The 26718-nt window shown below is 65.5% G+C and carries 28 protein-coding genes and 4 pseudogenes; 24 read left to right on the top strand and 8 right to left on the bottom strand.

The window, feature by feature from the left end; genetic code table 11:
• Positions 1-2: 2 nt before the first annotated feature.
• The 3 genes and pseudogenes from I7X12_RS20910 to cheB all read right to left on the bottom strand — a co-directional run.
• Positions 3-1301: pseudogene (locus I7X12_RS20910) on the bottom strand (ATP-binding protein); the annotation flags it as partial.
• A 201-nt stretch (positions 1302-1502) separates the two neighbouring features.
• Positions 1503-2231, bottom strand: a pseudogene (locus I7X12_RS20915) (Hpt domain-containing protein); the annotation flags it as partial.
• A complete protein-coding gene (cheB, locus tag I7X12_RS15800) occupies positions 2232-3353 on the bottom strand; it encodes a chemotaxis-specific protein-glutamate methyltransferase CheB (RefSeq protein WP_198061006.1) in 1122 nt (373 codons plus the stop codon).
• A gap of 188 nt (positions 3354-3541) precedes the next feature.
• Here cheB and I7X12_RS15805 point away from each other — a divergent pair, with 188 nt between their 5' ends.
• The 6 genes and pseudogenes from I7X12_RS15805 to I7X12_RS20960 all read left to right on the top strand — a co-directional run.
• The gene (locus I7X12_RS15805; RefSeq protein ID WP_198061007.1) at positions 3542-3991 is read left to right on the top strand and encodes a chemotaxis protein CheW; all 450 of its coding nucleotides are present in this window, start codon (positions 3542-3544) and stop codon (positions 3989-3991) included.
• A 450-nt stretch (positions 3992-4441) separates the two neighbouring features.
• The gene (locus I7X12_RS15810) at positions 4442-5167 is read left to right on the top strand and encodes an RAD55 family ATPase (protein WP_198061008.1); all 726 of its coding nucleotides are present in this window, start codon (positions 4442-4444) and stop codon (positions 5165-5167) included.
• Positions 5168-5338: 171 nt separating this feature from the next.
• Complete coding sequence (locus I7X12_RS15815; protein WP_198061009.1) at positions 5339-5674, top strand: ArsR/SmtB family transcription factor; 336 nt, start codon at positions 5339-5341, stop codon at positions 5672-5674.
• 211 nt (positions 5675-5885) lie between these two features.
• Complete coding sequence (locus tag I7X12_RS15820) at positions 5886-6161, top strand: DUF7521 family protein (protein WP_198063895.1); 276 nt, start codon at positions 5886-5888, stop codon at positions 6159-6161.
• Between the two features lie 238 nt (positions 6162-6399).
• A pseudogene (locus tag I7X12_RS20955) lies at positions 6400-6957 on the top strand (archaellin/type IV pilin N-terminal domain-containing protein); the annotation flags it as partial.
• 522 nt (positions 6958-7479) lie between these two features.
• Positions 7480-7770 (top strand): annotated as a pseudogene (locus I7X12_RS20960) (archaellin/type IV pilin N-terminal domain-containing protein); the annotation flags it as partial.
• 189 nt (positions 7771-7959) lie between these two features.
• Here the strand turns inward: I7X12_RS20960 and I7X12_RS15830 are convergent.
• From I7X12_RS15830 to mntA, 4 genes are read right to left on the bottom strand one after another with little or no spacing between them, the layout of a single operon-like run.
• Positions 7960-8349, bottom strand: coding sequence for a PIN domain-containing protein (locus I7X12_RS15830; RefSeq protein WP_198061011.1), 390 nt, complete (start codon positions 8347-8349; stop codon positions 7960-7962).
• Positions 8350-8544, bottom strand: a complete 195-nt coding sequence (locus I7X12_RS15835; protein ID WP_198061012.1) for a DUF7557 family protein — start codon at positions 8542-8544, stop codon at positions 8350-8352. It abuts the gene before it with no gap.
• A gap of 57 nt (positions 8545-8601) precedes the next feature.
• Positions 8602-9288: a type VII toxin-antitoxin system HepT family RNase toxin gene (hepT, locus tag I7X12_RS15840; protein ID WP_198061013.1), complete on the bottom strand. Its 687-nt coding sequence runs from the start codon at positions 9286-9288 to the stop codon at positions 8602-8604.
• Positions 9289-9723: a type VII toxin-antitoxin system MntA family adenylyltransferase antitoxin gene (mntA, locus tag I7X12_RS15845; RefSeq protein ID WP_198061014.1), complete on the bottom strand. Its 435-nt coding sequence runs from the start codon at positions 9721-9723 to the stop codon at positions 9289-9291.
• A gap of 181 nt (positions 9724-9904) precedes the next feature.
• Between mntA and I7X12_RS15850 the strand changes: the two genes are divergently transcribed.
• From I7X12_RS15850 to I7X12_RS15935, 18 genes are all read left to right on the top strand, one after another.
• Positions 9905-10468, top strand: coding sequence for a CARDB domain-containing protein (locus tag I7X12_RS15850; protein WP_198061015.1), 564 nt, complete (start codon positions 9905-9907; stop codon positions 10466-10468).
• A 118-nt stretch (positions 10469-10586) separates the two neighbouring features.
• A complete protein-coding gene (locus I7X12_RS15855) occupies positions 10587-11180 on the top strand; it encodes a DUF7500 family protein (protein WP_198061016.1) in 594 nt (197 codons plus the stop codon).
• 127 nt (positions 11181-11307) lie between these two features.
• Entirely contained in the window at positions 11308-11667 is a 360-nt protein-coding gene (gene cheY, locus I7X12_RS15860; RefSeq protein ID WP_179919376.1) for a chemotaxis protein CheY, read from the top strand.
• Complete coding sequence (locus I7X12_RS15865; protein WP_198061017.1) at positions 11664-12878, top strand: chemotaxis protein CheC; 1215 nt, start codon at positions 11664-11666, stop codon at positions 12876-12878. Before cheY ends, I7X12_RS15865 begins: the two co-directional genes overlap by 4 nt.
• Before the next feature lie 3 nt (positions 12879-12881).
• Positions 12882-13403 carry a chemotaxis protein CheD gene (locus tag I7X12_RS15870; RefSeq protein WP_198061018.1) on the top strand — a complete coding sequence of 174 codons (522 nt, stop codon included), beginning with the start codon at positions 12882-12884 and terminating at the stop codon, positions 13401-13403.
• 227 nt (positions 13404-13630) lie between these two features.
• Positions 13631-15220 carry a FlaD/FlaE family flagellar protein gene (locus I7X12_RS15875; RefSeq protein WP_198061019.1) on the top strand — a complete coding sequence of 530 codons (1590 nt, stop codon included), beginning with the start codon at positions 13631-13633 and terminating at the stop codon, positions 15218-15220.
• Positions 15204-15740, top strand: a complete 537-nt coding sequence (locus I7X12_RS15880) for a flagellin (protein ID WP_198061020.1) — start codon at positions 15204-15206, stop codon at positions 15738-15740. The genes I7X12_RS15875 and I7X12_RS15880 overlap by 17 nt, the downstream gene beginning before the upstream one ends.
• Entirely contained in the window at positions 15733-16194 is a 462-nt protein-coding gene (locus I7X12_RS15885; RefSeq protein ID WP_198061021.1) for a flagellar protein G, read from the top strand. The genes I7X12_RS15880 and I7X12_RS15885 overlap by 8 nt, the downstream gene beginning before the upstream one ends.
• Complete coding sequence (locus I7X12_RS15890) at positions 16191-16952, top strand: ATPase domain-containing protein (RefSeq protein WP_198061022.1); 762 nt, start codon at positions 16191-16193, stop codon at positions 16950-16952. The genes I7X12_RS15885 and I7X12_RS15890 overlap by 4 nt, the downstream gene beginning before the upstream one ends.
• Before the next feature lie 22 nt (positions 16953-16974).
• A complete protein-coding gene (locus I7X12_RS15895; protein WP_198061023.1) occupies positions 16975-18651 on the top strand; it encodes a type II/IV secretion system ATPase subunit in 1677 nt (558 codons plus the stop codon).
• Positions 18651-20405 (top strand): archaellar assembly protein FlaJ, encoded by a 1755-nt coding sequence (flaJ, locus tag I7X12_RS15900; protein ID WP_198061024.1) that lies wholly within the window; start codon positions 18651-18653, stop codon positions 20403-20405. Before I7X12_RS15895 ends, flaJ begins: the two co-directional genes overlap by 1 nt.
• A 391-nt stretch (positions 20406-20796) precedes the next feature.
• On the top strand, positions 20797-21105 hold the full coding sequence (locus tag I7X12_RS15905) for a hypothetical protein (RefSeq protein WP_198061025.1): 309 nt from the start codon (positions 20797-20799) through the stop codon (positions 21103-21105).
• Between the two features lie 48 nt (positions 21106-21153).
• Positions 21154-21870, top strand: coding sequence for an SOS response-associated peptidase (locus I7X12_RS15910; RefSeq protein WP_198061026.1), 717 nt, complete (start codon positions 21154-21156; stop codon positions 21868-21870).
• A gap of 86 nt (positions 21871-21956) precedes the next feature.
• On the top strand, positions 21957-22148 hold the full coding sequence (locus I7X12_RS15915) for a 30S ribosomal protein S17e (protein ID WP_006883661.1): 192 nt from the start codon (positions 21957-21959) through the stop codon (positions 22146-22148).
• A gap of 143 nt (positions 22149-22291) precedes the next feature.
• Positions 22292-23329 (top strand): aspartate-semialdehyde dehydrogenase, encoded by a 1038-nt coding sequence (gene asd / locus I7X12_RS15920; RefSeq protein WP_198061027.1) that lies wholly within the window; start codon positions 22292-22294, stop codon positions 23327-23329.
• Between the two features lie 72 nt (positions 23330-23401).
• Complete coding sequence (locus I7X12_RS15925; RefSeq protein WP_198061028.1) at positions 23402-23995, top strand: DUF6663 family protein; 594 nt, start codon at positions 23402-23404, stop codon at positions 23993-23995.
• 85 nt (positions 23996-24080) lie between these two features.
• Positions 24081-25235 (top strand): SPFH domain-containing protein, encoded by a 1155-nt coding sequence (locus tag I7X12_RS15930; RefSeq protein WP_232342883.1) that lies wholly within the window; start codon positions 24081-24083, stop codon positions 25233-25235.
• A 67-nt stretch (positions 25236-25302) separates the two neighbouring features.
• Positions 25303-25689 carry a hypothetical protein gene (locus I7X12_RS15935; protein ID WP_198061029.1) on the top strand — a complete coding sequence of 129 codons (387 nt, stop codon included), beginning with the start codon at positions 25303-25305 and terminating at the stop codon, positions 25687-25689.
• Positions 25690-25707: 18 nt separating this feature from the next.
• On the opposite strand, the gene I7X12_RS15940 is transcribed toward I7X12_RS15935, so the two are convergent.
• A complete protein-coding gene (locus tag I7X12_RS15940; RefSeq protein WP_198061030.1) occupies positions 25708-26682 on the bottom strand; it encodes a D-2-hydroxyacid dehydrogenase in 975 nt (324 codons plus the stop codon).
• Between the last annotated feature and the right edge of the window lie 36 nt (positions 26683-26718).

Consider the following 26718-nt stretch of genomic DNA (forward strand, 5'->3'; position numbering starts at 1 on the left):
CATCAAAGCGTCACCACGTCGAGGATGTGGACGATGTTTCCGTCGCCCAGCACGGCCGTCCCGCTGAGGCCGGGCGTCCCGCTGAGGATCCCCTCCAGCGGCTTGACGACGACCTCCTCCTGGCTGTTCACTTGGTCGCAACGCAGCGCTACCTGCCGTTCGGATTCGCGGATCCGGACGAGCATGCCCTCGTCGCCACCTGCACCGCCCGCCCCCGTGCCGGCACCGGCGACCGCCGGGCCAGCGTCGTCTGCCTCGGTCGGTCCGCCCGCGATCTCGGCGCGCTCACCGGTCGCCTCCGTCGGCTCGCCACCGTCGGTTGCGGCCGTTTCGGCTCCTTCGGCGTCGGCGGTGGCGTGCGTGCCGGGCACGTCGAAGCGCTCGGCGAGGTCGACGACGGGGTAGATGTCGTCGTTGTGCTTGATCACGTCGTTGCCGTTGATCTGCTTGACGGCGGAGGTGCGGGTGATCTCGTCGACGTTTTTCAGTGGGACGCCGTACTCCTCGTCGCCGACCTCGACGAAGAGGACTTTGACGATCGCCATCGTCACCGGGAGGCGCAGCGAGACCGTCGTCCCCTCGCCGGGGTCGGAGTCGACGCTGACCGAGCCGTCGAGCTGCGTGACGGTGTCGTGGACTACGTCCATGCCGACGCCGCGGCCGCTGGTGTCGGTCACCTCGTCGGCCGTCGAGAAGCCTGGGTGGAAGACCAGGTCGTAGATCGCCGAGTCGTTCATGGCCTCGATCTCGTCCGAAGAGCGGACGCCCTTCTCGATGGCCTTGCGCTTGATGCCGTCCACGTCGAGACCGGCTCCGTCGTCCTCGACCTCGATGATGACGTGGTCCCGCTCGCGCGAGGCGCGCAGTTCGACCTGTCCGGTCGGGTCCTTCCCGGCCGCCTCGCGCTCGGCGGGCGGTTCGATCCCGTGGTCGAGCGCGTTGCGGATGATGTGCATCAGCGGGTCGGAGATCTCGGTGAGGATCGTCCTGTCGAGCTCGATGTCCTCGCCCTCGATAGTGAACTCGACGTCCTTGTCGAGCTCCCGGGAGAGGTCCCGGACCATCCGCGGGAACTTGCCGACGACCTTCTTCAGCGGGATGAGCCGCATGTCCATCACCGTGTTCTGGAGGTTCGCCGTGATCTTGTCGAGTTCGTTGAGATTCTCCGAGGCGCCCGCCAGGTCGTCGGTCTCGACGGCCCGGCGCAGTTTGATACGGCTGGTGACCAGCTGCTCGACCAGCCCGTGCAGGTCGTCGAGCTGGTCGACGTCGACGCGAACGGACTTGATCTCGTCGACGTGTGCGCCGTCGTCGCCTCCCGACGCGGTCGGCTGAGCGCCGCCGGTGGCGTCGGGGCCTCCGGGCGCACCCGTGTCGGCGTCGACACCGGTGTCGTCCGCGCCGTTTTCGTCCCCGGCGTCCAGCGCGTCGGTCACGTCGACCACGTCCGCGTCCTCGACGGCGCCGATGGCGTCGAGTTCCGCCGCCGCGGCGTCGGCGTCGGGCGCGTCGAGCGCGAGCGCGAAGGTGTCCTCGAACTCGCCGTCTTCGATCCCCTCGCGGTCGGGGTCGGCGTCGAGCAGGTCGAAGGTGTCGGTGATGCGGTCGAGCGCGAGCATCGCGTCGACGCCGAGCATGTCGCCCTCGCCGACCGACACGTCCGCTTGGACGACCCGGCCCTCGGCGTCGCCGGCCGACACGTCGAAGCTCTCGACCGCCGCGGCGGCGGCGGCGCCGTCCGCGGCACCTGCGTGGGCGGTTTCGCCGTCGCTGGCACCGCTCGTACCCTCGCTCCCTGCGTCGACACCGCCGGCGGCCGGGTCGGGCGCCTCGCCGGACTCGGCGTCGAAGTCGCTCTCCTCCATGACGGCGCGCAACTGCGCGACCATCTCGTCGGTGTCGGTGGTCGACTCGCCCTCGCTCTCGATCTCGCGGACGATGACCTCGATCATGTCCACGCCCGCGAAGATGAGATCCATCCGCTCGGGGGTGACCGCCATCTCGTCCTGGCGCATCGCGTCGAGCAGGTCCTCGATGGCGTGGGCCAGGTTGCTGGCGTCCTCGAACCCCATCGCGCCGAAGTTGCCCTTCAGCGTGTGGGCCGTCCGGAAGATCTGGTCCATCGCGGCCTGGTCGTCCGGGTCGCTCTCCAGGTCGAGCAGCGAGTTGTTCAGGTCGGTGATCGCTTCCTCACTCTCTCGGATAAACGCGTCAAGATACTGGTCGTCCATTTAGGTCACCTCGAATGCGTCGAGTATCGCCGCCGCCACGTCGTTGACCGGTGCCACGCCGTCGACACAGCCGGTCTCGATGGCCCGTTTGGGCATCCCGAAGACCGCCGACGTGGCTTCGTCCTGTGCGACCGTGTAGCCGCCGGCCTCGTGGATCGCGCGAACGCCGCGTGCGCCGTCTTCGCCCATCCCGGTCAGGATGACGCCGGCGAGTGGGCTCGTGATCCGTTCGGCAGCCGTCTGCATCGTCACGTCGACCGCGGGCCTGACGTTGTTGACCGGCGGGTCCTGGGTCAGTCCGACCCGGAGGCGCCCGCGGCGATAGCCCGTCACTTCCATGTGGTAGTCGCCCGCGGCGATGAGCGCCTCGCCGCCACCGATCCGATCGCCGTCTTCGGCCTCACGCACGCTGTACTCGCTGCGGGCGTCCAGGCGTTCGGCGAAGCGACCGGTGAACCCGCTGGGCATGTGCTGGACGACCAGCACGCGCAGGTCCGCCGCCAGCGGCAGGTCCGAGAGGACTTGCTCGACGACGGTCGGGCCGCCCGTCGAGGAGCCGACGACGACCGTCGGGTCGTCGACGTACTCCGTCGTCGCGGCCCCGGCGTCGGAACCTACCGTTTCGGCGCCGCCCGCGTCGTCAGTGCCGACACCGCCGGTGTCGACCCCCGACCCGGCGGTCCGGGCGGAGGCCACGTCCGAGGAGTCGGTCGGGTCGACGGCCGCGACGGACTCGACGACGTCGACGAGCTGGTCCTGCATGCGGGACATCTCCATCGACACCTCGCCGCCGGGCTTGCGGAAGAAGTCGACGGCGCCTTTCTCCAGGGCCTGGAACGTCACGTCGGCGTTCTCGTCGGTGTGGGCGGACAGCATCAGGATCGGGGTCGGCCGGGTCGACATGATCCGGTCGGTCGCCTCGATGCCGTTCATCTCCGGCATCTCCACGTCCATCGTCACCACGTCGGGGTCGGTCTCGACGACCGCGTCGACGGCTTCGCGACCGTTCTTGGCCACGGCGACCACGTCGATGCCGCTCTCCTCCAGGATGTCGGAGATGACGCTCCGCATGAAGTGCGAGTCGTCGGCGACGACCGCTCGCGGCGTCGAGCGTACCGTCATATCGGACCCCCGGTGACGGCTCGGGCGAAGCCCGAGCGGTGTCGCCGGAACCCAGCCGGAGCCGGCACCATACCTACTCATGTGTGACGGTAGCGTCGGGATAAAGACTCCGCCCGCGGAATCAGCGTTGATAACCCGGGAGACACGCTTAAGACGCCGTCGCGGGCTCTTTGAGTCAACGGCCACCCATGGCATCAGGTACTCAGAACGCGGCGCCGACGGCGACGGACGGACAGGTCCTGGAGTTCTCGCTGGGCGAGGAGACCTACTGCGTGAGCATCGACTACGTCACCGAGATCGTCGACGCCGGCGAGGTGACGACGGTCCCCAACTCGCCGCCCCACGTCCGCGGGGTGATGGACCTGCGCGGGCGCACGACGTCGATCGTCGACCCGAAGGTCGTCTTCGGGATCGGCGGCGACGGCGCCGAGCGTCGGATCATCGTCTTCGACCCGGCGATCGTCGACGACCAGGGCGCCGCCGGTTGGCTGGTCGACGAGGTGTACCAGGTCGTGAAAGTCGACGGGTCGGACGTCGACGACTCCCCCTCCCAAGACGAGCAAGCCATCCACGGCGTCGTCAAGCGCGACGACGGGTTCGTCATCTGGGTCGACCCGAAGGCCGTCCACTCCGGGTGACCGTCCTATCGCACCGGCCCCGACTCCGACCACGACCGGCTGACATCCTCCCACGAGTGAAGTCGTGGGGTTCCACGGTCACAGACCGTGCCCACGAGGGAGAGGTTCCCCACTCGGGTCGTTCGGTGGGGTTGTGGGCCGTGCCAGTGCGGCCCCCGACTCGGATAGCGGGCTTCATTTACCACCCCGCTGGCGTGCATATCCTTACCCGAGGCTCGGTAGCACAGCCTACGATATGAATCGTGGTAGTTATTTCGGCTGTTGTCGGATTCATCCCACGGCTGAATCCGTGGGCTTTCTCCTTGAACCGCTGTAATCGGTAGGCGGACCGTACCGACGCCGCCGACCCTTTCGCGTGCTATCGATCGCGAAGTGATCGCATGAACAAGACTTTTTACCACAGACACCCGATGCTCCACCAGCCGAACTCCACGAGGATCCACGGAAGACATGATCGAACTAACGAAAACCGGCATCGACGGGTTGGACGAGATCCTGAACGGTGGTATTGTCACAAATTCGACTACCCTGGTGAGCGGGAATCCCGGGGCGGGCAAGAGTATCCTCTGTCTGCAGTTCATCTACAACGGCGTCGAGCAGTTCGACGAGAAAGGCATCTACCTCACCTTCGAGGAAGACGAGGAAGACCTGCGTGAGGCCGCCGAATCGATCGGCTTCGACAAGTGGGGCGAGTACGTCGACAACGGCGACATCAAGGTCTACGACAAGAAGGTCCTGCTGCGGGAGAACGATTTCTCGTCGTCGCTCGAACTCCTGCTCGACGACTTCGAGGACAACGACTACGACCGGGTCGTCCTCGACTCGCTGGCGATGTTCGAGCTCTTTTTCGAGAACGAACAGGAGAAGCGGACCTACCTGCTGAAGTTCACGGACATCCTCAGCCAGAACGACCTGACGACGCTGATGACCAACGAGCAGGGTGCCGTGTTCCCGGAGACGGAGATCGGGTTGGAGAACTACCTCACCGACGGGAACATCTACCTGATCCAGACGCCCACCGAGTCGGGCGTCAACCGGTACGTCTGGGTGGCCAAGATGCGCAAGCAGGACATCGAGACCGACATCTTCCCGATGGAGATCTCACAGGGCGGCATCCGCGTCCACCAGAACGCCAGCGCGTTCTCGATGATGAGCGAAGACGACAATCCGCTGTAGTCGTCGGCGCCCGTTTTCACGATCGGAACCGGTTATTAGTTCGAAAAACGGCTGTTGTGAACTTTCTCCGTGGTGATTAGTTCGGATCCACGACGCCCTCGCGGCCTCGGTAACCCGCCCATACCGGCAGCGATAGATTTATACTGCGGTGAATATACGTTTTGATAACGGATGGCTTCAGCCGAGATCCTTCAGACACTGGGGAACAAATACAGCGCAGAGATCCTGGACGCAACCGACGAGCCCCAGTCGGCCCAGGAACTGAGTGACGAGCTCGGGATCCCGATCGCCACCTGTTATCGCCGGATCGACGAGCTGACAGAGCACGACCTGCTCGAGCTCCACGACAACATCCTCTCGGACGACCGCCGGCGCATCAAGGTGTACCGGCGAAACGTCGACCAGGTCCACATCGACTTCGAGGAGTCGCTGACCGTCGAAGTCGAGGAGCGCACCGAGGTCACGAACAAGCTCGACGAGGCCTGGCGGACACTCTCCGAAAGCTGACTCGCGTGCGCGCACGGACGTCCACCCCATCTCTCCCATCCCCCAGTTCCGTTTTCGCTCGACCGTCGAACACCGACGCGGAGCGATAGCGACGCAGAAATTCGGCTCCTGGGGCCGCGACGGGACGGTTTTGCGAGTGATTATCACGGGAGATATTTTCGAGAGTGGATTTAATACGGGGTATCGAGAAGGCCGATACAACGTGGTTTCAGTGATAGAGATCCTCTACGCCGTCTCGACGGTCGTGTTCGTCGTCGCCGGCCTGACGATGGTCGGGATGGCCATGCGCGCGTACGTGAAGACATCACGACAGGCGATGTTGCACCTCTCGCTGGGCTTTTCGCTCGCGGTGGCCGGCGCCGCGTCGACGATGATCAGCGCCTTCCTCACGAACTTCACCGGCACCCGGTCGCTACTGTTGGTCAACAGCGGCCTGACGACGTTCGGATTCCTGTTCGTGATGTACAGTCTCGTCATCTACGAGTGACCGACCGGCCCGGCGGCGGCCGACCGTTCTCAGTTATCGTTACGAGGTCTCGTATTTGCAGCCGTTCTTGAAGCGCCGCGTTAAAGTTTATACTCGCCATTTTCGACAGTGAAATCGCGATTTCGGCTGGAGATTACCGTTTTCAAGAACGATATTCGGTAGGATACCCTTAATACGGGCGAACCGAACGTTCGGAGTAAGTCCGAGTCGCGCGGTACGCTCGGGCGGATACAAACCCATGTTCGACAATACAACGACGGAACGGCCGACCGACCGCGGGCAGGTCGGGATCGGGACCCTCATCGTGTTCATCGCGATGGTCCTGGTCGCCGCCATCGCGGCCGGTGTCCTGATCAACACCGCCGGCTTCCTGCAGTCCAGCGCGGAGCAGACCGGCGAGGAGAGTAGCCAGCAAGTCACCAATCAGCTGCAGGTCATCGGGACGACTGGGCAGATAACTGCTGGAGCGTCGTCGGCAGAGGACACTGGCCTGCTTGTGACATTCCAGGGATCCAGCGGCGGGAACACTGAAGACTTCCTTGGGGAGACGGAAATAACCGCTTCAACGTCTACCTCCGACAAGCAATTGGGTGACGGAAGTAGTAACCAGATTACGATAACCTCTGGAAGTGACGTTGATCTGGTGTTCGTCCCGATCAACGAGTCTGCGTACCGCGTTGAGGAAGCCAACGGTGACGCCTCGTTCACTGTCAACCTCGGTGCTGGCGAAGAGTTGACCTCGAGTGGTACTCTTTCGCTGGCTGTTCCGGAAGACGCTGATGACTCCGGATCGACGACTTCCGTCAGCGTCGACACGACCCTCGACACTGAGACGGTCGAACTGAAGGTCTCGCAGCTGACCTACGACGACGGCACCAGTTCGATCGACATTCTGGATGAGGGCGAGTTCACCCTGTCCGCGCAGACGTCGACCGTCGACATCGAAGCCCGGGACGGTTCTGGTAATTTGGAGGACTCCATGACTGTCGATGTTGATAGCGGCGAAGTCGACATCGGTGTCGAGGTTCTTGCAGACGACAGCGACCTCACCGACAACACCTACCGACTGACTGGCCCCAACGGCCAGACCGTTGAAATCAACAGAGACAGTTCTGTTACCGACGGTCCTGAAAACATTGAGTTCTCGCAAGACGTTGTACTTAGTAACGACGGTACTGACGTTCAGCTGGGCTCCGGAAATGAATTCGCTTCCGAACCGTTGGCACTCGTCGATGCTAACGACGCGGGTATCGAACCCAAGGTCGGCAACATTGAGGTCATCGTCACCCAGTCGCCGGGTGCCGACGACATCGACATGAGTCAGACGACGATCAGCTTCATCGCACCTGACGGCAGCCACGACCTGACTTACTCCGACAGCGAGTCCCCGGAAGAGGACACCGAATTCATCCTCGAAGCCGTTCAGGACGAAGACGACACGCTGCCGGTGCTGTCCTCCGGTGACCGCTTCACTATCAACGTCAACCCCGGCACGCTGAGCGCGGGCGCAACCGCTGAACTGTCGATCACCACGCCGTCGGGCGCCACGAAGACCGTGCTGCTCCGCGTACCCGACTCGCTGGCGAACAAGGAAGCCGTCTCGATATAACGTAGCGGCTCCCCCTCTTCGTCTTCTCTGACGCAGCTTTCTTTCCGTTTTTTCGACGACGCCGAATCGACGAGTGGCGACACGCAGTTGCTGTTCAGACTAGAGAGATGATTCCCAGAACACGCACAGGTGACTTCCGAGCGGTGTCGACCCGCTGTGGGGCTTCCGCTTCGAGCGTTCGCCACGCCCCTACTCGGCTAGGTTCGTCACTGCCAGCAACTCCTCGACGTGTTCGGTTTCGAAATCGGAATCGGAAACGACCAGTTCCGCGCCCGTCGACCGCGCCGTGGCGGCTATCAGCAGATCCCGCACGGCCATCTCGTCGCCGTCACTCCGTAGTTCGTTCTGTATTCTCGATGCCTCCATCGCGACCGTCTCGGTCAGGCCGACCGACCGGACGCCACCGATAGACTGTCGAGCGACGTGCGCCGAAACGCCGTCTCTCCACATCGCACCGTTGACGAACTCGTAGACGCAGATACTCGATGTGAACCACGGTTCGTTACCTTCCAGATACGAGACTGCGGACGCCTCCGCACGCTTGTAGGAGAGGATCGCGGACGTGTCCAGAAACAGCATTCAGAAACTCCGCCGACTCCGCTCGATGTTCTTCTCGATCTCGTCGAGCGCCTCCTCGGACAGGTCGTCTTTCCGGATCGGTTCGTCTTGGGACGTGACCCGGCGCAGGAATTCGTCCCACGTCTCGCCGTCCTGTTTCAACTCGTCGAGTCGGTCTTTCGTCGATTCGTTCACAGGGATCGATGTTCTACTCATACGAATTTATTTTGAATTCAGCCGGCGAAAAGGTTTCGCCGCCACAACTTTCAAACTCTACCGTATCGAAGTTGTACGAAGTTTGGCAGACCGCGCTGCCAGCCGCCAAACGCGGTAACTGGTGATCGACCGTATCGGTCGACCGTCCGCAAACTCATCCTCGTGATCCGAACACTGCACGTCCACATCGGATCCGGTCCGGACCGAGACGACCTCGGAGACGCGCTCGACCGCCGAGTGGCGACGCTCACTCACCAGTTTTCCGAACTCCGTCGGTTCCGGACCGTGAGAGCAGACGATCGCTCGCGAGTAGTCGGCCTGCGCTACCCGCTGGAACCACTGTGCGACTTCCCGCTGGAATCGGTCGAACCAGTGCAGGTCCTCCTGGAGAACACCGTAGACGACATCGTGGTCGATATCGCCGTACCGGTGAGCTAGAACGTTTCGAAACCCGACGGCCTCCGCGATCTTGGCCTCGGTCTCTTCAGAGATGATATCCGCGTTCGCGACCGCTTCGATCTCCTCTTTCGACGTCCCACTCGGCGAGAGCTCCTCGCTCGCGCGGATGTGCTGGGCGAGGTCGACACACGACTGTATCACGTTCATGAGGGTGCGTTCCACTGCCCGCTGCGTGACCGTGTCGTCGACGTACTCCGCTTTCGGAACGTCACGCATCTCTCGCAGGTCCTCGGTGTATTCGTGGATCTGTCGCAGTTTGTCGACGACGACGGCCTCGTCGACCATCTACGTCTCTCCGCGGGCCAGTCGGTCGATGAACTCGCGGCGCTCGCGCTCCCGGTCGGGCTCGGTCCGCTCGTACTCCGCTCGGAGTCGTCGTCGGCACTCCTCGACGGTCCGCTCGTCACCGACCAGGACTCGGCCGTCCCGGAGCGCCGCGTACGCGACGTGCGTCGGGAGCGAGTCGATGTCGCTCACGTCGGCGAATCCGTCCACGTGTGCCTGTAGCTCCGCGTCGATCCGATTCCGACACCGGAACCGCTCCCGGTCGCTCATCCCGTCTGGAAACGAGAGCGCGATATCGACGTCCGACTCGGCGTCCGCCGTCCCGCGAGCGTGCGACCCGAACAGCAGCGCGAACCGGACCGGCGTCTCCCCGAGGTGTTTCCGTAATCCGTCCACGTCCACCCTATCGGGTAGTCGGTCGTCGGACTGTCCCATACCGTTGGATCGAGTCCACGGTTCTTATATTCTGTCGACGCCGCCCACCGGAACGGGACAATCCATCTCGCCCACGATCCCGGTCCGTCTCGGGACGGTCTCGCTTTCGCTGGTCCCTCGCGCTCTCTCGATTGATACTCCGGGAGGAACCCTTTAGTCGCCGTCCGGATTTCTCCGAGACATGCCGAGTCGAAACGGACCAGAGACGGCGCTCGTCGTCGCGGTGGCGGTGCTCGCGCTGCTGGCGGTCGCCCCGGTCGGTCCGGCGGCGGCCCAAGAGGAGTGTCGCGCGGTCGAGGGCCGACAGGTCTGCGTGCAGGACGTGTCGCTGTCGAGTTCCGTGCTCGTCGACGGCGAGCAGGGTGAGATCACGGCGACGATCGAGAACGTCGGCAACGAGACGGCGTCACCGTCTGTCATGCTGTCGGTCGCCCAGTCCGCCAACGAGACCGGGATCTACCAGATCGGACAGCCGGCGCTGGAACCCGGGGAGTCCACGACGCTCTCCCAGCCGCTGAACGCGACCACCAACGGCACCCACGCCTTCCAGATCCAGCTGCTCGACCCCGGGACGCGCGTGCGGTTCGACACCTCCGAACCGGTGACGCTCGACGTCGTCGACGAGGCGCCGCCGGGCCTGGGTGGGCCGATCGACCGCGTCGAACTCGCGATCGGCGGGCTCGCGGTCGCGCTGGTCGGGTTCGCGGCGGTGGGCTACAGGGTCGTCGGCGAGTATCGCGAGTGACCGGCCGGCTGGCCGCCGACCGGGGCCCGCCCGGACCGGAGTCCCAGGGGCAGATCCGCCGTCTCGCGGGCGTCTGACGCGGCGACGGAATTATGAGTCCCGACGGTCAAGGGAGTGTATGGCACGCCGTTCGGACGACCGCGGTGACACCGACGAGGGGGGGATCCTCTCGCCCGACGAGCTCGACATCAGCCAGGACGAGCACGTCGCGGAGATCGACGACGGCCGCTACGTCGTCTCGCCGGGCGACCCGATCGACGACGTGCCGGCGGTCGACTCCAGAGGCAGTGGTGCGGACGCGAACGCGGAGTTGCCGCCCGAGCCCGCTCGGGAGCCCGAACCCGAACCCAAGGCGCCGGAGCTGACCGAAGAGGCGGTCCACGAGTTCCTCGCGACCCAGTTCGACGACTCGGGGTCGCGCTACGGCTTCGACATCACGGCGACGTTCGACGGCGCGACCCGGCAGCGACAGATGGTCTCGAACGACGTGGTGACGATCTTCGAGAGCCTGGTGCTGTGGTACGCCCAGCAGATCGACGGGAAGACGCCCGTCGAAGAGGTGCTGGGCATCATGCTGATGGAGGCGAACGTCCCGGTCCGGTACCCGCCCGCGAGCCTCCAGCGACTGCTCGAATCGACCGACCTCTCGCCCGACGACTCGATCGCCGACCTCATCGCCGCCGTCGGCGACGAGGACGGGTTCCGCCTCTGAACGGCCCCGCGTCCGGTGTCGAACCGCCCGCCTGCGGACCGGTCGGGCGTCGCAGGTGCTATCAATCCCGATAATTTACGGGAAGGCTTTATCTGGGTTTTCACAGTACGACAGAGGTGATAGGCCCATGTCAGACGTATTGATAGCCGACGACTCGGAGTTCATGCGAAACCTGCTACGCGAGATCCTCGAGGAGGATCACAACATCGTGGGCGAGGTGGAGAACGGCGTCGAGGCGGTCGAGACGTACAAGGAAGCGAACCCGGACCTGGTGATGATGGACATCGTGATGCCCATCCGCGACGGTATCGAGGCGACCGACGAGATCAAGACCTCTAACCCGGAGGCGAACGTCATCATGTGTACCAGCGTCGGTCAGGAGGAGAAGATGAAAGAGGCGGTCAAGGCCGGTGCGGACGGGTACATCACGAAGCCGTTCCAGAAGCCGAGCGTCATGGAAGCCATCGAGGACGTCGTCCCGTCATGAAAGTCGACGTCCAGTCGCTCGGGACGTTCAACCGCCTGGCTCACGAGGGGGCCGAACAGGCCACGGCGTCGCTGTGTCAGATGACCGGGCTGGACGCCGTCGTCGACGTGACGAAGATCACGCTGGTCGACCGCGCGGACGTGGGCGACCAGTTGGGCGACGGCGACTACGTCGGCGTCCGGTTCGCCTTCGACGGCGAGCTCGCGGGCGAAACGGTGCTCGTGTTCGACCGGGCCGGCAGCGAGACGATCGTCGAGTCGCTGGTGCCGGGCGGGTCCGACGACGAGGCGATGGCCCGCTCCAGCGTCGAGGAGATCGGCAACATCATGATGAGCGGGTTCATCGACGGCTGGGCGGACTTCCTGGAGACGACTATCGAACACTCCCCCCCCGAGTACGTGGCGGGCGACAGGTCGGCGATGCTCCCCGAGCCTCCGGAGGACGCCGAGCGCGACCAGGTGTTCGTCTTCAAGAGCGAGATCGAGTGGGTCGGCGAGTCGGTGAGCTTCTACATCTACATGTTCCCCGAGTACGACCCGCTCGCGGACGTGATGGCCAAGACCGGCGACACCGAGGACGACGCCATCCCGATCGACAAGCTCGAGGTCTTCAACGAGATGACCAAGGACGGCACCCAGCAGGCCGCCGCCAACGTCGAGATGATGACCGGGATCGAGACCGAGGCGGAGGTCACCCGCCTGAGCTTCGCGCCGATCGAGGACGTGCCCAAGCAGGTCGGGACCGACACGTACGTCGGAACAGTCGTCGAGTTCACGGGGATCCCCAGTGGTTTTCTCCTCGTGCTGTTCGACGAGGCCTCTGCCGTGCATATCGCCGAGGCGATGATGCCGGTCGAGATGGATGCCGAGGAGCTGACCGACCAGCACAAGGCCGCCATCGAGGAACTGGGCAACATCATGACCTCGGGGTTCGTCGATGGCTGGGCGAACGTGCTCCAGACCTCCGTCGAGCACACGCCGCCGCGGCTGGTCCACGACATGGGCCGGGCGGTCGTCGACCCGCTGGCCGCGCAGGTCGGCCAGCACCAGGAACACGCCTTCATCATCGACTCGGAGATGCGGACCGACGACATCGCCTTCGGAGCCGAGATCCACGCGCTCCCGAACGAAACCGAATTACGTCAGGCGCTCGACGAGTTACTCGTCGAACGGGCCGACCAGACCGAAGCCGACGTGGAAACGATCTTCTGACACATGAAGGTATACGACGGGACGACGGCCGAGAGCGAGCCCGCGACCCAGCCCGAGCGGGTGAAAGTCGGCATCGCCGAGTCGGAGGTCACGGACGGGAACGCCCTGCTCACGACGAGCGGGCTCGGGTCGTGTCTGGGCGTTGCCGTGTACGATCGGTCGGCGGCGGTCGCCGGCCTCGTCCACGTCATGCTCCCCTCGATCGACGAGATGGAGAGCGACAACGACGCGAAGTTCGCCGACTCGGGGATCCGCTCGCTCGTCGCCGACATGGAGCGACGGGGCGCCGACCGCGAGCGCATGGAGGCGAAGATCGCCGGGGGCAGCGACATGCTCGACTTCTCCGAGAACGGTTCGGGGATCGGCGTGCGAAACGTCGAGATGGGCCGACGGACCCTCGCCGAGTTCGACATCCCCATCGTCGGCGAAGACGTGGGCGGCGACCACGGACGGTCGCTGCGGCTCGAAGCGACCAGCGGCGACCTCGTCGTCAAAAGTGCGAATCGCGATCCGATCACGCTGTAGCCGTCAGCTACGCGGAGACCCGTCGGACGCACGTCCGACGGGGGCGCGGTCGGCGGACCGGTCGATCCGCTTCTTTCACCGTCCACGCCGTGAAATTTACGTCCGACGTTTCTTTCCGAACGCCGAGCGTTAGTTCAAGGTCGGTAGCCTCGAATTAACGCGTCTGTTATCAGCAATGATACTATTAACGATACATTGAAGGGTGTTAGAACGGACTTACCGACGTAATGAGTCCCGTCGCTCAGTCGCTCGGCCCGGTCGCGCCGGGCGTGCCGGACGCGCTCCCCGCGCTGTTGGTCCTGTTGACCAGCGGCGTTCTCGGGATGAGCATCCGGCAGATGATCGACATCTTCGGCGACGACGACGGGAGCGACGAGGACGACGAGAGCATGGCCGACGGCGGACTGATGGCCGAGGACGGCGACGACGAGGAACTCGGCGGCTTCGGTGGGCTCGACGACGACGGCGACGACTTCGGCGAATTCGGCGACGACGAGTTCGGTGACATGGACGACGGCGGCGGTAGCGACACCGACGAACTCGAACACCGGCTCGACGAGCTGGAGACCGAAGTCGGGAGCCTCTCTTCGACGGTCAACACCGTCCGCAACGAGAACGAGCAGATCGCCGAGACCGTCGACGACGTCGAAGAGAACGTCCGGAAGCTGCTGGACATCTACGAGATGGTCACCCGCGGGGTCAACCCCTTCGCCGACGACATGGAGCCCGGCGGGATGGGCGGCGCGGGCGGCGGCGGGAACTTCGGCCTGTTCGACGACGGGGACGACGGCGGCGACGAGGAGGACCTGGACGACGAGATCGCCGACGCCGACGCCGAGGGCTTCTTCGACGAGGATCTGGTCGAGGACGACGCCTCACCCGAGGGCAGCGTCGACGACATGATGGGCGGTGACGACCTCGGCGGTTTCGAGGACGGCGATGGGACGTTCGACGACGACGCGCTGGACGACGACGAGTTCGGCGGGATGGGCGACCTGGACGACGGGATGGACGACGAGTTCGACGAGGCGGACGACACCGAGGGTGAAGACGACATGAGCGAGACATCCGACGGAGAGGGCGGCAAGTCCTTCGCGGAACTGAAAGACGAGTACGAGTCCGGCGACGCCGAGTGGGCCGACGAGCTAGAGGGCGAACCCGAGGACGACGACGCCGACGAGGACTCGCTCGAGGCGGACCTGGGGGACGCCGACGACCTCCTCGACGACACCGGCGAGTCCGACGACGAGATGGCCGACGACGACCTCTTCGACGAGGTCATCGAGGACGACGGGATGGGCGGGCTCGACGACGAAGCCGAGGCGGACGCCGAACCCGAACCGGATCCGGACGTGGCCGTGGAACCGGAGCCGGAACCGGAGTCCGACACCGAGGCGACGAGGGAGCCGGAACCGGAGCCCGAACCGGAACCGGAACCGGCGGCCGACGCTGGAGCGACCGACGGGGCCGACTCCGACGGCAAGCCGTATCTCGCGACGATGCCCGAGGGGCTCGCCAGCGAACTCGTGGTCGTCGAGTGGCTGGAGTACCTCGTCGAGCGAGTCGGCGTCCGCGAGACGGCGCGAGCGATCGACTACTACGAGCGGATCGACTGGGTGGCCGAGCCGGTCGCCGAGGACCTGCAGGCGTACCTGCGCGGGTTCGACGGCTCGGGTGGCGAGGGCGGACTGACGATCGACCACCACACCCAGAGCCTGCGATACATCAGCCAGCTCGACGGCGACGCCGCCGAGGCCGTCGCGCTCTCGAAGCTCGCGGGATCTCGGGGAGGTGGTGCCGATGGGCTTCAGCGTTAGCGGTTCGTTCGCGATCGTCTTCGTCGGAGCGCTGCTCGCCTTCGGGGTGTGGCACACCGCCGCATCGAACGGGTTCGAACGGGTCACCGAAGCGCAGAGCGACCGCGCCGACGCGACGCTCGACCAGCGAAACACCGACGTCGCGGTCGAGTCGGTGACCTACGACGCGGTCAACGAGACCCTCCGCGTCAACGCGACCAACACCGGGTCCACGTCGCTGTCGCTCGACGACACGGACCTGCTGGTCGACAACGAGTACCGGGTGGGCTGGCAGGACCGAGCGACCATCGACGGGGCGACGCTGGAGACCGACCTCTGGCTCCCCGGCGAGGAGCTCTCGACCAACGTGACCGTCTCGGACCCCAAGCAGGTCAAACTCGTCACCGGACCGGGCGTCGCAGCTTCGAGTCCAGTCACCGAGACCGTCACCGCGACGCCCGCCTCGCTCGGGATCCCCCGCCTGTTCCCGTCCGGTGTCGACGGGATCGGCGGCCCGCTGGAGGTGGGACTGCGTGGCTAGCGTCTCCGCGTCGCACCTGATACTGTTCATCGCGTCGATGCTCGTCGCCGCCAGCGTGGCCGGTATCCTGACCGAGAGCGTCGACCGACTCGGCGGCGCCCTGCAGGACCAGGGACTCCGGCTCAGCGAAGACATCGGGACCGACGTGGAGATCATCAGCGACAGCGGCGCGGGCACGGTGTACGACGACACCTCGGAGGTGGTCACGGTCCACGTGAAGAACACGGGCTCGGAGACCTTACCGGCCCAGAGCGACGCCGTCGACGTGTTCGTCGACGGGCGATACGAGACGGACGTCTCGGTAACGCTGGTTGGGGACGCGTCGAGCTGGCGACCGGCGGAGGTCGTCCGGCTCCAAGTCGACCGCTCGGACGCGCCGCTGGCGGCCGACGAGGACCACCGCCTGAAGGTCGTCGTCAACGGCGACGAGGAGGTGTTCGAGTTCCGCACATGAGCATCGCGACAACCGATCTGCTCTCGCTCGGCTGCAAGGAGCGCGACCGGATCAACAAGGAACTTGGCGGGGGCATCCCCCCCGGGAGCATCGTCCTCGTCGAGGGCGACTACGGCGCCGGCAAGTCCGCGATCAGCCAGCGGATCTCCTACGGCCTCTGCGAGGAGGGCCACTCGGTGACGATGCTCTCGACCGAACTCACCGTCGGGAGCTTCCTCGACCAGATGCACTCGCTGGACTACGGCATGGTCGAGCACCTCCTCGACGAGAACATGCTGTTCCTCCACGCCGACATCGGCGACGGGAACACCTTCTCCAGCAGTGAGGAGGAGGGCGACCGGAAGGAACTGCTCAAACGGCTGATGGAGGCCGAGGTGATGTGGGAGTCGGAGGTCATCATCATCGACACCTTCGACGCGATCCTCCGCAACGACCCCAAGTTCGAGGCGCTGGTCCGCCAGAACGACGAGCGCCAGGCCGCCCTGGAGATCATCTCCTTTTTTAGGGACATCATCTCCCAGGGGAAGGTCATAATGCTGACCGTCGACCCCTCGACGCTGGACGAGGAGGCGATCGGGCCCTTCCGGGCGATCGCCGACGTGTTCCTCGAACTGGAGATGATCGAGGTCGGCAACGACGTGCGCCGTCAGATCAGCGTCCTCCGCTTCGCCGGCATGGGCGAGCAGGTCGGCGACACCATCGGGTACTCGGTCCGCTCGGGCACCGGCATCGTGATCGAATCGCGCAGCGTCGCGTGACCGACAGGAGACTCGCACAGCCATGACAGACCACGGACGACCCAAACCCTCGGACGAACTCAGACAGGTGGCATCGCGCCGGCCACACCTGATGGACCACCTGAAGAAGTTCAAGCAGATCACCGGGGAGTTCCCCACGTTCATCGAGGAGGCCGACGACGACTACGAGTCCAAGCGGCCGAACGTCCTCTACCCGGTCGGCGGGCCTATCTTCTGTCACATCTACGGCGACATCGGTCAGGACATGAAGTACTACGCCATCGAGCCGGAACTCGACGACGAGGAGTCGGTCGTCTTCGAGCAGGTCCGCAACAAGCTCCTCCAGAAGTCCGTCAACAAGCCCGCCCCCACCAGCGACACGGAGTACGACGACCGCATCGAGGAACTGCTCCAGGAGTCGACGGCCGTCAAGAGCGGCGCCAGCGACGAGAGCGGCGTCCTCTCGCGGTTCAACAAGTTCTCGAACCTCGGCAAGGTCGAGGTCACCGAGTCGACCTACGAGAACATCCTCTATCGGCTGAACCGCGACATCGTCGGACTCGGCCCGCTGGAACCGGTGATGCGCGACCCCGCCAACGAGGACATCCACGTCATCGGCCCCCACGAGTGCCACGTCGACCACTCGGTCTACGGCATGCTCTCGACCACCGTGGACTTCGGAACGCCCGAGGAGTACGACCAGTGGCTCAAGAACATGGGCGAGCGCATCGGCGACCCCGTCTCCGACAGCGACCCCATCGTCGACTCAACGCTCCCGGACGGCTCGCGTCTCAACCTCATCTACTCCGACGACGTGTCGGTCAAGGGCCCCTCACTCACTATCCGTCAGGGCGACGACGTCCCGCTCTCCATTTTCCAGATCACCAAGTGGGGAACGCTCTCGCCGCAGCTCGCGGCGTATCTCTGGCTCTGCCTTGAGAACGAGCAGACCGTCTTCGTCGTCGGGGAGACGGCGTCGGGGAAGACGACGACGCTCAACTCCATCATGGCGTTCATCCCCCGCGACGCGAAGATCTACACCGCGGAGGACACCGCCGAGGTCCTCCCACCCCACGACACCTGGCAGAAGCTCCTGACGCGAGAGGGGGAGGACGAGGGCTCCAGCGTCGACATGTTCGACCTGGTCGCGGCCGCGCTGCGTTCGCGTCCCGACTACATCATCGTCGGTGAGGTCCGTGGCGAGGAGGGTCGGATGGCGTTCCAGGCCGCCCAGACCGGCCACCCGGTGATGCTGACGTTCCACGCGTCCGACATCGTCTCGATGATCCAGCGCTTTACCGGCGAGCCGATCAACGTCCCGGAGACGTTCATGGACGTGGCCGACGTGGCGCTGTTCCAGAACCGGGTCAAACAGGGCGACCAGGTCCTGCGCCGCGTCACCTCGGTTCAGGAGATCGAGGGCTACTCGAAGGAGATGGACGGGGTCGTCACCCGCCAGTCGTTCTACTGGGACCCCGTCGAAGACGAGATCATCTTCCAGGGAATGAACAACTCCTTCGTGCTCGAAGAGCAGATCGCGACGTTGCTGGGGTACGAGGACACTCGCGACATCTACGACGACCTCAACTTCCGGGCGAGCGTCATCGAGCGAGCCATTCAGGAGGGTATCCTGGGGTATCACGAGGTCAACGAGCTGATCGAGGACTTCCAGCGCGACGGCGTGGAAGGTCTCCCCTTCGACATCCACAGGACCGACTGATGGCGTCGGCAGACGAATCCGCTGGTACCGTCGAGATTACGCTCACGGCCGCACTGGCCGGGCTCGTCGACGCCTACGAGCAGATGCCGATGCCGATGAACCGGTATCTCGGCGTCATCCTCGTCCCCTCGGTCGTCTTCTTCCTCGGGACCGTCGCCGCCGCCGTCTTCCTCGACGTCGCGCTGATGATCCGTGGGCCGATCCCGCTGCTCGGCTTCCTGATGCTCGCGTCGGCCGTCTTCTACCCGCAGATCCTGCTCTCCCAGCGCAAGAGCGAGCTCAACAACCAGTTCCACCTCGTCGTTACCCACATGACGGTCCTCGCGACGACGAACATCGACCGGATGGAGGTGTTTCGACAGCTCTCCAAGCAGGACCAGTACGGCGAGATGGCCGCCGAGATCGGCCGCGTCGTCGAACTCGTCGACACCTGGAACCTGAGCCTCGACGACGCCTGCCGCCGCCGCGCCAAGCAGGTCCCCAGCGACGCGGTCTCCGATTTCTTCGACCGGCTGGGCTACACGCTCGGCGCCGGGCAGGCGCTCGACGACTACCTCGTCTCCGAACAGGACCAGATCATCGCCAACTACAAGACCGTCTACCAGGGGACGCTGGACAACCTGGAGGTCATGAAGGATCTGTACCTCTCGATGATCCTCTCGATGACGTTCGCGCTGGTGTTCGCGGTCGTCCTCCCGGTGCTGACCGGCACGAACCCGACGGTGACCGTCAGCGCCGTCATCGTCCTCTACGTGTTCGTCCAGTCGGGCTTCTACCTCGCCATTCGCTCGATGGCACCCCACGACCCGCTGTGGTACCACCCAGAGGACAAGCCCTCCCCGGTCGAGTCGAAGATACGCAACGCCACGGTCGCCGGCACCGCCCTCTCGGGCGGGCTGCTTGCCTTCTCGCTGCTCGGCATGCTCGGTCTCTCGCCGGTCACGCTGGACGACGTGGTCTTCTTCCTCGATCCGCTGCCGCTGCCGTTCTACGCCGCCATCCCGACGCTCCCCCTGCTCGTCCCCGGACTCGTCGTCAACGCCGAGGAGAAGAAGATCAAGGCCAGAGACGAAGAGTTCCCGAGCTTTATCCGCGCGCTCGGGGCGACCGAGGGCGCCAAACAGTCGACCACCTCGACGGTGCTGAAGTCGCTGCGCAAGAAGGACTTCGGGCCGTTGACCGACGACGTGGACAACCTCTACAAGCGGCTGAACATGCGCATCGAGACGACCCAGGCGTGGCGCCACTTCACCGCCGAGTGTCGCTCCTCGCTCATCCAGAAGTTCTCCGAGATGTACCTCGTCGGCCGCGAGATGGGCGGCGACCCCAAACTGCTCGGCGAGCTCATCTCCGAGAACATGATGGAGGTCCAGCAGCTCCGACAACGGCGTAGCCAGGCCACCACAACCCTGATCGGCCTGCTCTACGGTATCACGGCCGCCTCAACGTTCGCCTTCTTCATCGGCCTCCAGGTCGTCAACATCCTCTCGAACATGAGTCTCGACCTCTCCACCAGCGCCAGCAACTTCGACGTCGGACAGCTGATCCACGCGGGAGTCTACGACATCCCGCTCATCGAGTTCCTGCTGATCGTCATCATCATGTTCGGCGCCATGCTGTCGGCGCTGATGGTCCGTACCGTCGACGGCGGCCACAAGATCAACACCTACGTCCACTTCGTCGCGCTGACCTGGGTCGGATCTATCACCGGCGTCATGACGAAGTGGCTGGTGACGCAGTTCCTGGCCATATAGGAACCATCTCGTTTCCATCTTTTTCCTCCGGGGGTGTCCTCAGCGCGCTCCGCGCGCCTGCGGGCACCCCCGAAGCAGAAACATGGGTGAGAACACCGGGAGAGCAAGCTCTCCCGAGCCCTCGTTCGCTTCGCTCACGAGGAAGGCCGCATCTCGGCCTCCGGCCTCGACGCGGTGAACCGCGCCTCCGGCGCGGATGCTCGGTGCAGCCCTGCCCTTCCCCGAGTCGGCCGATGAAACGGCCTCCCGGCCACCGCCCCGCACCGCCCCGCACCGCCCCGCACCGCCCCGCACCGCCCCGCACCGCCACCGCCCCGCACCCTACCGTCACCGAAACGCAACTACCTGAACGGCCCCCTACAACTATCCGGCAGCCAATTCACGAGCAGTCATGGCAGAACCGGAAGACACCCTCGCCCGTTCGCCCGTCGACTTCGACTCCGCGGTGGCCTACGCGCTCCACCCGGAGATGCGCCGGCTCATCATCCTCTATCTCGTCGGGACGCTGCTGCTCCCGATCGGGCTCTCGATGTTCGTGAACCCGCCCTTCATCGGCGGGCTCGCGGAGATAATCCGCCAGATCATCGGCCTCGGAATCGTTCTCGTCGGCGCGACCTTCTTCTTCGGCGGCGTCGTCGGCGCCGCGTTCAAAGTCGTCGCCGACGCGAACATCCTCGCCGCCGCGCTGTTCGAGGACTGACGGTCGCCGGACTGTGCCGTTATTGTGCTGGCGCTCGTACCTGAAATCATGTGTGGCCGCTACAGCCTCTTCGCCCCGCCGGCCGACGTCGAGGAGCGCTTCGATGCGACCTTCGACGACGAGTTCGAACCTCGCTACAACGCCGCGCCGAGCCAGTCGCTGCCCGTCGTCACCGGCGACGAGCCCGAGACGATCCAGCGAATGGAGTGGGGACTGGTCCCCTCGTGGGCCGACGACCGCTCGGACTTCGAGTTCATCAACGCACGCGCGGAGACGGTGCGCGAGAAGCGCAGCTTCGCCGACGCCTACGAGTCGCGTCGATGCCTGGTCCCCGCCGACGGATTCTACGAGTGGACCGATCTGGGCGGGAGCAGCGGCAAACAGCCCTACCGCGTCACCGTCGGGGACGACGAGCTGTTCGCGATGGCGGGGCTCTGGGAGCGGTGGACGCCGCCCCAGACCCAGACGGGTCTCGGCGACTTCGGCGGCGGGTCCGAGCCCGATAGCGACCCCGACCCCGTCGAGACGTTCACCGTGATCACCACCGAACCGAACGAGACGGTCGCCGAGCTACACCACCGGATGGCCGTGATCCTCGACCCCGCCGAGGAGGAGCAGTGGCTCACCGGCGAGCCCGACGCGGTCGAATCGCTGCTGGACCCCTATTCCGCCGACGCGATGCGGACCTATCCGGTGTCGACGGCGGTCAACAACCCCGCCAACGACACGCCCGAGGTCCTCGAAGAGGCGGAAGTCGGCGGGTAGCTCCCGACACGAAGCCGAACTCGCCGTTGGTTCCGGGACGCCATCGATTCGAATCCTTTTAGGGCGCGACCGGACAACGGCTCCGTATGGCTATCAAGCCCGCCTACGTCAAGAAGACAGGGACGCTGCTGATGGAGCGGTATCCGAACGCCTTCGGTCAGGACTTCGAGCACAACAAGGAAGTCGTCGCCGAGCTCACCAACGTCGAGTCGAAGGGCGTCCGGAACCGCATCGCCGGCTACGTCACCCGCAAACAGGGCCAGCCCGTCGAAGCGTAAGCGGTTCTCCGATCTCTCTTTCGCGCTGTCTCTTCCCGTCCCGAGCGGCGGAACCGTCGCGTCCGACGATCATCGATGATAGACCCTGGCCGTGGTAGACGTATCCAAACAGTTTTGAAGGCCGGTCGCACTATCCCGGAACAATGACTGTCAGCGTAGGCATCCTCGGTGCGACCGGTGCGGTGGGGCAGCGACTCATCCAGCTGATCGATCCGAACCCCGACTTCGAGATCGAAGCGCTCACCGCGAGCGAATCCAGCGTCGGCAAGAGCTACCGCGAAGCGAGCAAGTGGCGCATCGACATGCCGATCCCCGACGACGTAGCGGAGACGGAAGTCGTCGCCACCGAGCCCGACGCGGTCCCGGACGACGTGGACCTCATCTTCTCGTCGCTGCCCTCCAGCGTCGGCGAGGCCGTCGAGCCCGAGTTCTGCGAGGCGGGCTACGTCGTCTCTTCGAACTCCTCGAACGCGCGGGCCGACGACGACGTCCCGCTCGTGATCCCGGAGGTCAACGCCGACCACATGGACCTCATCGAGGTCCAGCGCGACGAACGGGGCTGGGACGGCGCGCTCATCAAGAACCCCAACTGCTCGACGATCACGATGGTGCCGCCGCTGGCGGCGCTGGACGAGGCCGCCGGCCTCGAACGCATCGAGGTCGCCACCCTCCAAGCCGTCTCGGGCGCGGGCTACTCGGGCGTCTCGTCGATGGAGATCATCGACAACGCCATCCCCCACATCGGCAAGGAGGAGAAGAAGATGGAGACCGAGTCCCGCAAGCTGCTTGGGGAGTTCGACGGCGCCGAAGTCCACTGGCACGACGCCGACGTGGCCGCCTCCTGCAACCGCATCCCGACCATCGACGGCCACCTGGAGAACGTCTGGGCCGACACCGCCGAGGATCTGTCGCCCTCGGCAGCCGAAGAGGCGCTGGAGGCGTACCCCTCGCTCGATCTCCCGAGCTCGCCCGACCAGCTCATCGAGGTGTTCGACGAGCCCGACCGCCCCCAGCCCCGCATGGACCGCAACCTCGGCGACGGCATGACCGTCTCCGTCGGCGGCGTCCAGGAGACCACCCACGGCCTGCAGTTCAACTGCCTCGCCCACAACACGCTGCGCGGCGCCGCCGGCGCCAGCGTGCTGAACGGCGAACTGCTGGTCGAGAGCGGCTACCTGTAGACCGCCGGCCCCGACCGGCGACGTTCCGTCAGAGATAGACGACGTTTTCCCGTCCGTCACCCTATCACGACTATGGACGAGGGGACCTACCGCGTGTTGCCCGGCGGTGACGAGGAGACCTGGCGCTTTCTCGACCGCGAGACCTACGAGACGGTCGCCGTCCCCCGCGAGGGTCACGACGCGCCTGTCGACGACCTGCAACCCGGCTACCTCGTCGACGCCGGGCTCGACTGGGGTTCCGAAGAGCCGGCGGTCCTGACGCTGTCGGTGCAGCGACCCACGCTCTACACCTACGTCGCCGACGCCGACCCGGTCTTCGAGGTCGCACAGAGCCTCTGGGAAGAGACCCGCGCGGCCGGCGACGGCATGAACGCCACCCAGACCTACAACACCGACAACGCGGTCAACGGCGTCTGCTACGTCTTCGCCGACTCGGGCCAGCCCGCCATCTTCGACGAGTTCCGGACGGGCGCCCGCCCGGTCGAACCCCTGGTCGACCGGGTCAACGACGGCCCCGACGAACCCGAGCCGCGGGCGGTGTTCGTCCTCGACCCCGTCGACGGCGCGTTCACCGTCGTCGTGATCACCCTCTCGAAGGGCGGTCGCTTCGCCGAGACGATGCGGGAGACCTACGAACGGGACCACCCCGACGAGCCGCTGGTCTGAGCGTCCGCCGTGGACGGGGTGGCCAGACCGGAGACGCGGCGCGTCGGTGCGACAGCTTATCAGTCTGTAACGCCCTAGCACGCGTATGGTTATTCCCTCCGTCGGAGTCGCGGCCGCGCTCTCCGGCACACCGCCGCTCCAGTCGCTGCCCGGCGTCTCGCCGCTGACGATAGTCGGGGGACTGTTGCTCCTGATAGCCGTCGCCGCGGTCTACTCCGCGGTTCAGGTCGTCGAGGCCTACGAGAAGGAAGCGTTGACGGTCCTGGGCGAGTACCGGAAGCTCCTCGAGCCGGGGATCCACATCGTCCCGCCGTTCGTCAGTCGAACGTACCCCTTCGACATGCGGACCCAGACCATTGACGTGCCCCAGCAGGAGGCGATCACCCGCGACAACTCGCCCGTCACCGCCGACGCCGTCGTCTACATCAAGGTCATGGACGCCAAGAAGGCGTTCCTGCAGGTCGAAGAGTACAAGCGCGCCGTCTCGAACCTCGCCCAGACGACGCTGCGGGCGGTGCTGGGCGACATGGAACTCGACGACACGCTCTCCCGGCGGGAGCAGATCAACGCGCGCATCCGCGAGGAGCTGGACGAACCCACCGACGAGTGGGGCATCCGCGTCGAGAGCGTCGAGGTCCGCGAGGTCAACCCCGCCGCCGGCGTCAAACAGGCGATGGAGCAACAGACCTCCGCCGAGCGCAAACGCCGCGCGATGATCCTCGAAGCCCAGGGCGAACGGCGCTCGGCCATCGAGCAGGCACAGGGGGCGAAACAGTCCGACATCGTCCGCGCCCAGGGTGCGAAACAGTCGCAGATCCTCGAGGCGCAGGGCGACGCGATCTCGACGGTCCTCCGTGCGAAATCCGCCGAGTCGATGGGCGAACGAGCCATCGTCGACAAGGGGATGGAGACACTGGAGAACATCGGCCAGGGCGAGTCGACGACGTTCGTCATGCCCCAGGAACTCACCTCGCTGGTGGGACGGTACGGCAAGCACCTCTCGGGCGGCGACGTGAGCGACATGGCGAGCGCCGACGGCGACGGCGAGCTCGACTCGCTCGATTTCGACGCCGAGACGCGCGAGCTCATCGGGCTGGACGATATCGCCGAGATCATCGGAGAGATCGACGAGGAGGCACAGGTCGACGTCGACGCGATGGAGCAGGAGGCCCAGGCCGTCAAAGAGGGCGAAGGGCTGGACACCGACGGCGGCGAACGGATCGGCGAACCGGAGTCGTAGCGACGGGGTTCCTCGAAGCCACCGCCCCGCCTCAAAGCTTATTCCGGGCGCATGCGACCACTCGTGTATGGTCTCCAGAGATACGTCCGTCCATCTGGTCGTCGTCGCCCTCGCGATGGCCGGTCTGACGGCGGCGCTGTGGCTCCCCTCCGACCCTGCGGTGATGGCCGTCGCCTTCGCCGGTTACAACGCTACGGTCCTGGCAGGTGCGCACCTGTATCTCGCCTGGCGCGGCGAGGACGGCCTCGTCCCCGTCGCCTCGCGCTGGCGGTTCGTCGCCGCCGTCGCGGCCGTCCTGTCGCTGGTCGCCCTGGCCGCTTTCACCGACCCCGTCTCGATCGGCCCGGTCTCCTCCGACGCGGTGCTGCGTGGGAGCGCCGCCGTCGTCGCGCTCACCTATCTGGTCGTCGAAGCGCGCGACGGCTACCGCGAGTCGCTCGAAACTCCTCTCTGATCCCTGTGTGGCGGTGGATCAGACGACCTGATTCGGCAGTTCGGTCCACTCGCCGCGTTCTTCGGCGGTGTGGACGGCCTCCGCGACGATGTCGCCCAGGCGCTGGAAGTACTTCGGCGTGTGGCCGGCGTTGTGCGGGGTTATCAGGACGTTCTCGAAGGTCCACAGCTCGTGGTCCTCCGGGAGCGGCTCGGGGTCGGTCACGTCTAGGGCGGCGCCGCGGATCGAGTTCGACCGGAGCGCGTCGACTAGGTCACCCGTGTGGACGACGCCGCCGCGGGCGGCGTTGACGAGGACGGCGTCGGTGGGCATCGTCTGGAACACCTCTTCGTCGATCAGGTGTTCGGTCGCGTCGGTCAGCGGGCAGGCCAGCACGACGTAGGCCGCGTCGGCGACGGCCTCTGCGATGTCGCCGTAGCCGTACACCTCGTCGGTCGGTCCGCCCTTCTCGGGGGTGTAGCGCACGCCGACGGTGTCGACGTCGAACCCGTCGAGGCGCTGGACGACGGACTCGCCGATGGGCCCCATGCCGACGACCGCGACGGTGCTCCCGGCGAGTTCGTGTGTCGGATGCGAACGCCACTCCCGGCGGCGCTGGCGGCGGCGCGACTCGAGGAACTCGCGGGTGAAGGTGAGGATCGAGCCGAGGGCGTACTCGCCGATGTTCGGGCCGTGGACGCCCGAGGCGTTCGTGACGGCGACGCCGCGCTCGCGGAACGCGTCCAGCGGCAGGTGGTCGACGCCGGCGAACGAACAGGCGAACAACTCGAGGTTCTCGGCGCGTTCGAGGTCCGCCTCGTCGATCGAGAAGCCGGCGACGACGCGGGCGTGCGGGAGCAGTTCGCGCTCTTCGTCGGGCGTGGCGGCGTAGCCGACCGTCCGGTCGGGCAGGCGTTCGCGTAACGCGTCGACGTACTCGCTCGGCGAGATACCGTGGATGTTCTGTCGTAGCACCAGCACTTCAGGCGCGTCGGCGGTCGATCCGGCTGTCATGCTCCCCGTCTTCATCCGGTGCCGGCAAAAAACCGA

Source organism: Halosimplex litoreum (assembly GCF_016065055.1).
In the GTDB taxonomy this organism is placed as follows: Archaea; Halobacteriota; Halobacteria; order Halobacteriales; family Haloarculaceae; genus Halosimplex; species Halosimplex litoreum.